This window comes from Cupriavidus sp. HPC(L), from assembly GCF_000307735.3.
Taxonomy (GTDB): Bacteria; Pseudomonadota; Gammaproteobacteria; order Burkholderiales; family Burkholderiaceae; genus Cupriavidus.
The window spans coordinates 1-10,656 of sequence record NZ_AMPR02000077.1 but is presented as its reverse complement, the minus strand read 5'-3'; the positions used below and the strand labels follow the sequence as shown (position 1 = coordinate 10,656).

The following is a 10,656-nucleotide window of genomic DNA, read 5'->3' as shown; positions in this document are numbered from 1 at the left end:
CCTGCGCAACCGCCGCACCATCGAGCGCGCCTATCTGCAGGCGCTGGGCGCGGCGCGGCACGACGTGATCATCGCCAACGCCTATTTCCTGCCCGGGGCCAAGATGCGGCGCGCGCTGCTGGCCTGCCGCCGCCGCGGCGTGCGGGTACGGCTGCTGCTGCAAGGCATGGTCGAATACAGGCTGCAGCACTACGCGACCCACGCGCTGTACGCGACGCTGCTCGACGCCGGCGTCGAGATCCACGAATACGCCGAGAGCTTCCTGCACGCCAAGGTCGCGGTGGTCGACGACAGCTGGGCGACGGTCGGTTCCAGCAATATGGATCCGTTCAGCCTGCTGCTGGCGCGCGAGGCCAACGTCGCGGTCTACGACGAGGCCTTTGCCGCCGGACTGCGCCGCGAGCTGGAACGGGCGATCGCGCTGCGCAGCGCCCGGGTGGTACCCGAGGATCATGCCCGCCGCGGGCGCCTGCGCCGCAGCCTGGACTGGATGGCGTACATGCTGTTGCGCTTCGGCGTCATGGTGGCCGGGGCCGCCGGCCGCTACTGAACGTGGCATGCCGGTGCTGCCTTGCGGCAAAATGCGGCGCGCACCGGCACATCGGCCCCGCCACCGATGCGGACCGCCGGATGTTGCACCGCAGTTCGGCCGGCGCGCGGTTTAGAAACGAAGGTCTAATTAAAAACTTGATAGCGGCAGGCGCGGCCAGAATAATCTGAACGACCGTTCTTTTTTGGCTTAGACTGCGTGCATTCGCCGCCCCGGCTCCGCCCTACCCGGCGGGCCGGCGGCGATCGACATCACCGGCCAGGGCCAAGCGCGGCATCGCGAACCGATGCCGCAAAAAGTACGGAGAAAAATCATGCGACACCAGTCAGCCCGTCTCGAATCCGCCGCCAACGCTTCTCCCACCCCGATGCGCAAGGGGGAGATGACGCGCGTGGCGATTCTCGACGCCGCACTGGAATTGTCGTCCCGCGACGGACTCGAAGGTTTGACGATCGGTCTGCTCGCGGAACGCATGCAAATGAGCAAGAGCGGCGTGTTCGCGCATTTCGGTTCGCGCGAAGACCTGCAGGTGGAGGTGGTGCGCGAGTATCACCGCCGGTTCGAGCAGGAGGTCTTCTATCCCTCGCTGAACGAGCCGCGCGGTCTGCCGCGGCTGTGGTCGATGGTGCGGCGCTGGATGGAAAAGCGGATCCAGGAAGTCACCACCGGCTGCATCTACATCAGCGGGGCGGTCGAATACGATGACCGCGCGGAAAGCCCGGTGCGCGACGAACTGATCAAGAGCGTCACGATCTGGCGGGCCGCGCTGACACGCGCGATCGAACAGGCCAAGGAAGAAGGCCATCTGCGCGCGGACTGCGATCCGCGGCTGATGCTGTTCGAGATGTACAGCCTCGAACTGGGGCTGCATCACGACGCCCGCTTCCTGCGCCTGCCCGACAGCGCCGAGCTTGCCATGGTCGCGCTCAACAAGCTGATTCAGTCCTACCGTACCTGATGCCGCCGCGGGCATAGCGTGCTGGAAGCACGAGCGGCGCGGCGGCTTCGCCAACTCCAAGGAGATCTTGATGGGCCAGTACACCGCTCCGCTGCGCGACATGCAATTCGTGCTGCACGAACTGCTCGGCGTCGAGGCCGAGCTCAAGGCGATGCCGCCGCACGCGGACATCGACGCGGACACCATCAACCAGGTCATCGAGGAAGCCGGCAAGTTCTGCTCGGAAGTCATTTTCCCGTTGAACCAGAGCGGCGACCGCGAGGGCTGCACCCACCACGGCGACGGCGTCGTGACGGCGCCGTCGGGCTTCAAGGAAGCCTACCGGCAGTACGTCGAGGCCGGCTGGCCGGCGCTCGCGTGCGACCCGGAATTCGGCGGCCAGGGCCTGCCGATCCTGGTCAACAACGCGCTGTTCGAGATGCTGAACTCGGCGAACCAGGCGTGGACCATGTACCCGGGCCTGTCGCACGGCGCCTACGAGGCGCTGCACGCGCACGGCACGCCCGAGCTGCAGCAGCGCTACCTGCCCAAGCTGGTGTCGGGCGAGTGGACCGGCACGATGTGCCTGACCGAGCCGCACTGCGGCACCGACCTGGGCATCCTGCGCACCAGGGCCGAGCCGCTGGACGACGGCTCGTACAGCCTGACGGGCACCAAGATCTTCATCTCGGCGGGCGAGCACGACCTGTCGGCCAACATCATCCATCTGGTGCTGGCGCGCCTGCCTGACGCCCCGCAGGGCACCAAGGGCATCTCGCTGTTCGTGGTGCCGAAGTTCATTCCCGATGCCGACGGCAATCCGGGCGAGCGCAACGGCATCGTCTGCGGATCGATCGAGCACAAGATGGGCATCCACGGCAATGCCACCTGCGTGATGAACCTGGACGGCGCGCGCGGCTGGCTGGTCGGCGAGCCGAACAAGGGCCTGAACGCGATGTTCGTGATGATGAACGCCGCGCGGCTGGGCGTCGGCATGCAGGGCCTGGGGCTGACCGAGGTCGCCTACCAGAACTCGGTGGCCTACGCGAAGGAGCGGCTGCAGATGCGTTCGCTGACCGGGCCGAAGGCACCGGACAAGCCGGCCGATCCGATCATCGTGCACCCGGACGTGCGCCGCATGCTGCTGACGCAGAAGGCCTTCGCCGAAGGCGGCCGCGCGTTCAGCTACTGGACCGCGCTGCAGATCGACCGCGAGCTGTCGCACCCGGACGAGGCCGTGCGCAAGCAGGCCGGCGACCTGGTCGCGCTGCTGACGCCGGTGATCAAGGCCTTCCTGACCGACAACGCCTTCATCGCCACCAACGAGGGCATGCAGGTGTTCGGCGGCCACGGCTATATTTCGGAATGGGGCATGGAGCAGTACGTGCGCGATGCCCGCATCAACATGATCTACGAGGGCACCAACACGATCCAGGCGCTGGACCTGCTGGGCCGCAAGATCCTCGGCGACATGGGCGCGAAGATGAAGGCCTTCGGCAAGATCGTGCAGGAGTTCGTCGAGGCCGAGGGCACCAACGAGGCGATGCAGGAGTTCGTCAATCCGCTGGCGGACCTGGGCGACAAGGTGCAGAAGCTGACGATGGAGATCGGCATGAAGGCGATGGCCAATCCCGACGAGGTCGGCGCCGCCGCGGTGCCGTACCTGCGCGTGGTCGGCCACCTGGTGTTCGCCTACTTCTGGGCCCGGATGGCGAAGATCGCGCTGGAGAAGCAGGGGACGCAGGACGGCGGCGACAAGTTCTACACCGCCAAGCTGGCCACCGCGCGCTTCTATTTCGCCAAGCTGCTGCCGGAGACCGCCGCGCAGATCCGCATGGCGCGCGCCGGCGCCGCGCCGCTGATGGCGCTGGACGCTGAATTGTTCTGATCGGTCGGAGAAAAGCGAGGTCGTTGCCCGCCCCCCGGTTTTCCCCTCTCCCGCTTGCGGGAGAGGGGTAGGGGAGAGGGAAAGCGGCGGTCGATCCAGCGATATCGCGTGCTGGAGCGCCGATGCCCTCTCCCCCAGCCCCTCTCCCGCGAGGCGGGAGAGGGGAGAGGACCCGCCAAGCGAAATGGCAGCGACCGTACCATCCGACCCCACCTGTTCAACCGCTCACTACCAGGAGCGCGCATGTCCAATTTCATCGTCAAGAAAGTCGCCGTGCTCGGTGCCGGCGTCATGGGCGCGCAGATCGCGGCCCACCTCGTCAATGCCCGCGTGCCGGTGGTGCTGTTCGACCTGCCGGCCAAGGAAGGCCCCAAGAACGGCATCGTGCTGCGGGCCATCGACAACCTGAAGAAGCTGTCCCCGGCGCCGCTCGGCCTGAAGGACGACGCCGGCCTGATCCGCGCCGCCAACTACGAGGACGACCTCGCGCTGCTGAAGGAATGCGACCTGGTGATCGAGGCGATCGCCGAGCGCATGGACTGGAAGCACGACCTGTACAGGAAGGTCGCGCCGCACCTGGGCGCCGACGCGATCTTCGCCACCAATACCTCGGGCCTATCGATCACCGCGCTGTCCGACGGCTTCGATGCCGAGCTGAAGGCGCGCTTCTGCGGCGTGCACTTCTTCAATCCGCCGCGCTACATGCATCTGGTCGAGCTGATCCCGACCGAGGCCACGCAGCCGGCGATCCTGGATCGCCTCGAAGCCTTCCTGACCACCACGCTCGGCAAGGGCGTGGTGCGCGCCAAGGACACGCCGAACTTCATCGCCAACCGCGTCGGCATCTTCTCGATCCTGGCCGTGTTCGCCGAGGCCGAGAAGTACGGCATTCCGTTCGACGTGGTCGACGACCTGACCGGCAGCAAGCTGGGCCGCGCCAAGTCCGCGACCTTCCGCACCGCCGACGTGGTGGGCCTGGACACGATGGCCCACGTGATCAAGACCATGCAGGACAACCTGCAGGACGATCCCTTCGCGCCGGTCTACCAGACGCCCGCGGTGCTCAAGTCGCTGGTCGATGCCGGCGCGCTGGGCCAGAAGACCGGCGCCGGCTTCTACAGGAAGGAAGGCAAGCAGATCAAGGTGCTCGACGCAAAGACCGGCCAGTATGTCGACGCCGGCGGCAAGGCCGACGAGATCGTCGCGCGCATGCTGAAGAAGGAGCCGGCCGAGCGCATCAAGCTGCTGCGCGAATCGGGCAACCCGCAGGCGCAGTTCCTGTGGGCGATCTTCCGCGACGTGTTCCACTACATCGCCGTCTATCTGGAGCAGATCGCCGGTTCGGCGGCCGACGTCGACCTGGCGATCCGCTGGGGCTTCGGCTGGAACTCGGGCCCGTTCGAGGACTGGCAGGCCGCCGGCTGGCAGCAGGTCGCGCAATGGGTCAAGGAAGACATCGAGGCCGGCAAGGCGCTGTCGAAGGCGCCGCTGCCCGACTGGGTCTTCGCCGGCCCGGTCGCCGACACCCAGGGCGTGCATTCGGCGCAGGGCTCGTGGTCGCCGGCCACGCAGTCGTTCGCCGGCCGCAGCGCGCTGCCGGTCTATCGCCGCCAGGCGTTCCGCGCCGCCCTGAAGGGCAGCGACGCGGTCGATCCGCGCAAGGCCGGCCGCACCGTCGAGCAGAACGACGCGGTGCGGATCTGGGTCTGCGAGGGCCAGGACGACGTGCTGGTGATCTCGTTCAACAGCAAGATGAACACGATCGGACCGGACACCATCGACGGGCTGATCCGCGCGATCGACCTCGCCGAGAGCGCCTACAAGGGCCTGGTGGTGTGGCAGCCGACCTCGCTGCAGCTGGGCGCGCCGGGCGGTCCGTTCTCGGCGGGCGCGAACCTGGAGGCCGCGATGCCGGCCTTCATGATGGGCGGCGCCAAGGGCGTCGAGCCTTTCGTCAGGAAGTTCCAGGACGGCATGATGCGCGTCAAGTACGCCGCGGTGCCGGTGGTGTCGGCGGCGTCGGGCATCGCGCTGGGCGGCGGCTGCGAGCTGATGCTGCATTCGGCCCGGCGCGTGGCCGCGCTGGAGACCTATGTGGGCCTGGTCGAGGTCGGCGTGGGGCTGGTGCCGGCCGGCGGCGGCCTGAAGGAAGCCGCGCTGGCGGCCGCGCGGGCGGCGCAAGCGGCGGGCAGCACCAACTATCTGCAGTTCCTGACGCAGCGCTTCCAGAACGCGGCGATGGCCAAGGTATCGGGCTCGGCGCTGGAGGCGCGGCAGATGGGCTATCTGCAGCCCACCGATCCGATCGTCTTCAACGTGCACGAGCTGCTGCACGTCGCCTGCAGCGAGGTGCGCGCGCTGCACGAGGCCGGCTACCGTCCGCCCGCGCAGGGCGAACTGGTGCCGGTGGCGGGCCGCTCGGGCATCGCCACGATCAAGGCGTCGCTGGTCAACATTCGCGACGGCGGCTTCATCTCCGCGCACGACTTCCTGATCGCCTCGCGCATCGCCGAGGCGGTCTGCGGCGGCGACGTCGAGGCCGGGGCGCTGGTCAGCGAGGAATGGCTGCTGGCGCTGGAGCGCCGCGCCTTTATCGAACTGCTGGGCAACCCCAAGACGCAGGAACGCATCATGGGCATGCTGCAGACCGGCAAGCCGGTGCGCAACTAATCGGCACGCGAGGAAATCGATCATGAAACAACTGCAAGACGCCTATATCGTTGCCGCGACCCGCACGCCGATCGGCAAGGCGCCCAAGGGCGCGTTCAAGCACTACCGGCCCGACGATCTGCTGGCTACCACGCTGCGCGCCGCGCTGGCGCAGGTACCGGACCTGGACCCGGCGCTGATCGAGGACGCCATCGTCGGCTGTGCGATTCCCGAAGCGCAGCAGGGCCTGAACGTCGCGCGCATCGGCGCGCTGCTGTCGGGCCTGCCGACCTCGGTCGGCGGCATCACCGTGAACCGCTTCTGCGCGTCGGGCCTGAGCGCCGTCGCGATGGCGGCCGACCGCATCCGCGTCGGCGAGGCCGACGTGATGATCGCCGCCGGCGTCGAATCGATGAGCATGGTGCCGATGATGGGCAATACGCCGTCGATGTCGCCGTCGATCTTCGCGCGCGACGAGAACGTCGGCATTGCCTACGGCATGGGTTTGACGGCCGAGCAGGTCGCGCGCCAATGGAAGGTCAGCCGAGAGGACCAGGACGCCTTCGCGCTGGCCTCGCACCAGAAGGCGCTGGCGGCGCAGCAGGCCGGCGAGTTTGCCGACGAGATCACGCCGGTCGAGATCGTCGAGAAGCTGCCGAACCTGGCCAGCGGCGAGGTCGAGTTCAAGACCCGCACGCTGTCGCTGGACGAGGGCCCGCGTCCCGATACCTCGCTGGAAGGGCTGGCGAAGCTGCGCCCGGTGTTCGCCAACAAGGGCAGCGTGACCGCCGGCAACAGCTCGCAGACCTCGGACGGCGCCGGCGCGCTGATCCTGGTCTCGGAGAAGATCCTGAAGGCCTGCAACCTGGTGCCGCTGGCCCGCTTCGTGTCGTTCGCGGTGCGCGGCGTGCCGCCGGAGATCATGGGCATCGGTCCGAAGGAAGCGATCCCCGCCGCGCTGAAGGCGGCCGGCATGACGCAGGACCAGCTCGACTGGATCGAACTGAACGAGGCCTTCGCCGCGCAGGCGCTGGCGGTGATCCGCGATCTGGGCCTCGACCCGGCGAAGCTGAACCGGATGGGCGGCGCGATTGCGTTGGGCCACCCGCTCGGCGCGACCGGCGCGATCCGCTCGGCCACCGTGGTCCATGCGCTGCGCCGGCACAACCTGAAGTACGGCATGGTCACCATGTGCGTCGGCACGGGCATGGGCGCCGCCGGCATCTTCGAACGGGTTTGACGCGAATCGTTCTGCAAGCCGTCCCGTGGGCCGTCCTTCTGGCGGGCGGCTCCCGGGGGTCCGGGCGGTTCCGGCCGCCCGCCCCACCGACAAGAACACCGACCACCAAGGAGACACCATGAGCATCCTGACCCGCATCGAGCAAGGCGTGCTGACCATCGAGTTCGACCGCCTGGACAAGAAGAACGCGATCACCGCGGCGATGTACCAGCAGATGGCCGACGCGCTGCGGGCCGCCGCGAGCGACGACGCCGTGCGGGCGATCGTGATCCGCGGCAAGGACGAGATCTTCACTGCCGGCAATGATCTGGAAGACTTCCTGAAGCGGCCGCCGAGCAGCGAGGAGGATGCCGCCAAGGCGCCGGTGTTCCAGTTCCTGCACGAGATCAGCCATGCGGCCAAGCCGCTGGTGGCGGCGGTCAGCGGGCCGGCGGTCGGCATTGGCACCACGCTGCTGCTGCATTGCGACCTGGTCTATGCGGCCGAGGGCGCGCGCTTCTCGCTGCCGTTCGTGCAGCTGGGGTTGTGCCCGGAGGCCGCGTCGAGCCTGCTGCTGCCGCGCCTGGCCGGCTACCAGCGCGCCGCCGAGAAGCTGCTGCTGGGCGAGCCGTTCGGCGCGCAGGAGGCCCAGCAGATCGGCCTCGTCACGCGCGTGGTCGCGGCTGGCGAGCTGCACGACTTCGCGCTGGCGCAGGCGCGCAAGCTGGCGGCGCTGCCGGCGTCGTCGCTGCGGGAAACCAAGCGGCTGATGAAGGGGGTGGAAACCGCGCAGATGGAAACGCAGATGGCGCAGGAAGGCGCGGTGTTCCGCCGGCTGCTGCAGTCGCCGGAAGCGAAGGAAGCCTTCACGGCGTTCTTCGAGAAGCGCAAGCCGGATTTCTCGAAGTTCAATTGAACGGTTTGGGCGGGGGGAAACCACCCCCTCCCCCGCCCCCCCCCCCCCCGAGGGGGAGAGGGGAGAACACCCTCGATATCACTCGAATCCGCGGTGAGTTTTCTCCCTCTCCCGCTGGCGGGAGAGGGGCGGGGGAGAGGGCAGGGCCGCCGTTATGCCTGCGCGGCTGCTCTAGACCTTCGGCAGCACCCGCGGCTGCCGGTCCTCGTCGGTCGCCACATAGGTCAACGTGGCCTCGGTGACCTTGACGATCTCGTTGCTATGGCGCATCCGCTGCGCATAGACCTCGACCTCGACGGTGATCGAGGTCCGCCCCGTCTTGACGATGTCGGCATAGAAGCTGACCAGGTCGCCGACGAACACCGGATGCTTGAACAGGAAGGAATTGACCGCGACCGTGGCGACGCGGCCCTGCGCGCGCTCGACCGCGGGAATCGAACCGGCGATGTCGACCTGCGCCATGATCCAGCCGCCGAACACGTCGCCGTGCACGTTGGCATCGGCGGGCATCGGCACCACGCGCAGCGCGGGGTTCTTGCCGGGAGGCAGGGACGACAGGGTTTCGGTCAGATTCATGGTGCATCCGGTTAGCGGCGAGGCGGGGCGCAGGGGAGGGCGAAGCGGGGTAAAAACCCCCCGGGCCGAACTCTGCGACAATCGCATATTGGCCCGAATTCTAACGTATGCGACGCTATTCCACGACGGACGAGCCGGCCCCCACGGCCCCGTCTTCGCCGCTGTTCTCCGGCGCGCGCGGCCAGCGCAGCGACTGGCAGACCGTGCGCAATCTGCTTCCCTATCTGTGGCATTACAAGTGGCGCGTGATGCTGGCGCTCACCTGCCTGGTGGCCGCCAAGGCGGCCAATCTCGGCGTGCCGGTGCTGATGAAGCGGCTGATCGATGCGATGAACATCGCCCCAGGCGATCCGCGCGCGCTGCTGGCAGTGCCGGCCGGCCTGATCGTCGCCTACGGCCTGCTGCGGCTGTCGACCACGCTGTTTACCGAACTGCGCGAGATCCTGTTCTCCAAGGTCACGCAGAGCGCGGTGCGCGAGATCGCGCTGCAGGTGTTCCGCCATCTGCACAGCCTGTCGCTGCGCTTCCATCTGGACCGCCAGACCGGCGGCATGAGCCGCGACATCGAACGGGGCACGCGCGGCATCCAGTCGCTGATCTCGTATTCGCTGTACAGCATCCTGCCGACGCTGGTCGAGATGGCGCTGGTGATGGGCTTCTTCCTGCTGCACTACGACATCTGGTTCGCGGCGATCACCGGCGGCGCGCTGCTCGCCTATATCGTCTTCACGGTGGTGGTGACCGAATGGCGCACGCACTTCCGCCGCAAGATGAACGAGCTGGATTCGCGTGCCAACCAGAAGGCGATCGACTCGCTGCTGAACTTCGAGACCGTCAAGTACTTCGGCAACGAGGCCTACGAGGCCGCGCGCTACGACGAGAACCTGCGCACCTACCGGACCGCCGCGATCCGCTCGCAGAACTCGCTGTCGCTGCTGAACTTCGGCCAGCAGGCGATCATCGCGATCGGCCTGATCCTGATCCTGTGGCGCGCCACCGTCGGCGTGGCGCAGGGCGTGCTGACGCTGGGCGACCTGGTGCTGGTCAACACGCTGATGATCCAGCTGTATATCCCGCTCAATTTCCTGGGCGTGATCTATCGCGAGATCAAGCAGGCCACCACCGACATGGACCGGATGTTCGTGTTGCTCGGCACCAACCGCGAAGTCGCCGACGCGCCCGATGCCAGGCCGCTGGCCGTGCGCGGTGCCGAAGTGCGCTTCAGCCATGTCGGCTTCGGCTACGACAGCAACCGGCGCATCCTCGACGATGTCGATTTCACGATCGCCGCGGGCACCACCACCGCGGTGGTCGGCCATAGCGGCTCGGGCAAATCGACGCTGGCGCGGCTGCTGTTCCGCTTCTACGACGTCGGCAGCGGCGCGGTGCTGGTCGACGGCCAGGACATCCGCACGGTGACGCAGGACAGCCTGCGGCGCGCGATCGGCATCGTGCCGCAGGACACGGTGCTGTTCAACGACAGCATCTACTACAACATCGCCTACGGCCGCCCGGGCGCGAGCCGCGAGGAGGTCATCGAGGCCGCGCGCGCCGCGCAGATCGACGCCTTCATCCGCGAACTGCCGCAGGGCTACGACACGCCGGTCGGCGAGCGCGGGCTGAAGCTGTCCGGCGGCGAGAAGCAGCGCGTGGCGATCGCTCGCACGCTGCTGAAGACCCCGCCGATCCTGATCTTCGACGAAGCGACCTCGGCGCTGGACTCGCGCACCGAGCAGGCGATCCAGGCCGAGCTGATGCGGCTGGCGCAGAACCGCACCACGCTGCTGATCGCGCACCGGCTGTCCACCGTGGTGCATGCCGACCAGATCCTGGTGATGGACCGCGGCCGCATCGTCGAGCGCGGCACGCATGCGGAACTGATGCGCGCCGACGGCCGCTATGCCGAGATGTGGCGCATCCA

General features: G+C 67.8%; 8 protein-coding genes. 7 read left to right on the top strand and 1 reads right to left on the bottom strand.

The window, feature by feature from the left end; translation table 11 throughout:
* From B551_RS06225 to B551_RS06200, 6 genes are all read left to right on the top strand, one after another.
* Positions 1-550 (top strand): phospholipase D-like domain-containing protein (locus B551_RS06225; protein WP_043437715.1); only part of this gene is annotated, 550 nt, incomplete at its 5' end.
* Between the two features lie 367 nt (positions 551-917).
* Positions 918-1,508 (top strand): TetR/AcrR family transcriptional regulator, encoded by a 591-nt coding sequence (locus B551_RS06220; RefSeq protein ID WP_006578334.1) that lies wholly within the window; start codon positions 918-920, stop codon positions 1,506-1,508.
* Between the two features lie 70 nt (positions 1,509-1,578).
* Positions 1,579-3,375 (top strand): acyl-CoA dehydrogenase C-terminal domain-containing protein, encoded by a 1,797-nt coding sequence (locus tag B551_RS06215; RefSeq protein WP_023263688.1) that lies wholly within the window; start codon positions 1,579-1,581, stop codon positions 3,373-3,375.
* Between the two features lie 243 nt (positions 3,376-3,618).
* Positions 3,619-6,045, top strand: coding sequence for a 3-hydroxyacyl-CoA dehydrogenase NAD-binding domain-containing protein (locus B551_RS06210; RefSeq protein ID WP_006578335.1), 2,427 nt, complete (start codon positions 3,619-3,621; stop codon positions 6,043-6,045).
* A 19-nt stretch (positions 6,046-6,064) separates the two neighbouring features.
* Positions 6,065-7,264 (top strand): acetyl-CoA C-acyltransferase, encoded by a 1,200-nt coding sequence (locus B551_RS06205; protein ID WP_043437711.1) that lies wholly within the window; start codon positions 6,065-6,067, stop codon positions 7,262-7,264.
* A gap of 118 nt (positions 7,265-7,382) precedes the next feature.
* On the top strand, positions 7,383-8,159 hold the full coding sequence (locus B551_RS06200; RefSeq protein WP_023263686.1) for an enoyl-CoA hydratase: 777 nt from the start codon (positions 7,383-7,385) through the stop codon (positions 8,157-8,159).
* Positions 8,160-8,330: 171 nt separating this feature from the next.
* Here B551_RS06200 and B551_RS06195 read toward each other — a convergent pair whose 3' ends face one another.
* Complete coding sequence (locus B551_RS06195) at positions 8,331-8,735, bottom strand: acyl-CoA thioesterase (protein WP_006578336.1); 405 nt, start codon at positions 8,733-8,735, stop codon at positions 8,331-8,333.
* Positions 8,736-8,842: 107 nt separating this feature from the next.
* Between B551_RS06195 and B551_RS06190 the strand changes: the two genes are divergently transcribed.
* Positions 8,843-10,656: ABC transporter ATP-binding protein/permease (locus B551_RS06190; RefSeq protein WP_023263685.1), on the top strand; the 1,814-nt coding region annotated here is incomplete at its 3' end.

What these genes read in the sequence shown, in the direction of transcription:
- B551_RS06220 (WP_006578334.1), top strand. Translation starts at nt 918, where the DNA reads ATGCGCAAGGGGGAGATGACGCGCGTGGCGATTCTCGACGCCGCACTG.
- B551_RS06215 (WP_023263688.1), top strand. Translation starts at nt 1,579, where the DNA reads ATGGGCCAGTACACCGCTCCGCTGCGCGACATGCAATTCGTGCTGCAC.
- B551_RS06210 (WP_006578335.1), top strand. Translation starts at nt 3,619, where the DNA reads ATGTCCAATTTCATCGTCAAGAAAGTCGCCGTGCTCGGTGCCGGCGTC.
- B551_RS06200 (WP_023263686.1), top strand. Translation starts at nt 7,383, where the DNA reads ATGAGCATCCTGACCCGCATCGAGCAAGGCGTGCTGACCATCGAGTTC.
- B551_RS06195 (WP_006578336.1), bottom strand. Translation starts at nt 8,735, where the DNA reads ATGAATCTGACCGAAACCCTGTCGTCCCTGCCTCCCGGCAAGAACCCC.